The 317-nt window shown below is 66.9% G+C and carries 1 pseudogene; it reads left to right on the top strand.

From position 1 onward, the window contains the following. Positions 1–317, top strand: a pseudogene (locus tag D9V41_RS17200) (DDE-type integrase/transposase/recombinase); the annotation flags it as partial.

Below are 317 nucleotides of genomic sequence, written 5' to 3'. Positions count from 1 at the left end.
CAGTCGGATGGTCGTGGGCTGGCAGGTGTCCACGTCGTTGCGCACCGATCTGGCCCTGGACGCTCTGGACATGGGTCTGTGGAACCGGCGCCGCGCCGGTCAGGACGTCACCGGGCTCGTCCACCACAGCGATAGGGGCGTTCAGTACCGAGCGATTCGCTACACCGAGCGGCTCGCCGAAGCCGAGGCCGTCGCCTCCGTTGGCAGCCGTGGTGACAGCTACGACAACGCGATGGCCGAGGCGCTGAACTCGCTGTTCAAGGCCGAGTGCATCCGCAACCCGGTGATGCGACCCAGAGGGGGCTGGAAGAACGTCA

The sequence above is a fragment of the Aeromicrobium phragmitis genome, assembly GCF_003674095.1.
Taxonomy (GTDB): domain Bacteria; phylum Actinomycetota; class Actinomycetes; order Propionibacteriales; family Nocardioidaceae; genus Aeromicrobium; species Aeromicrobium phragmitis.
Note: the sequence above shows the minus strand (reverse complement) of the source record. Positions and strands in the feature narration are given on the sequence as shown.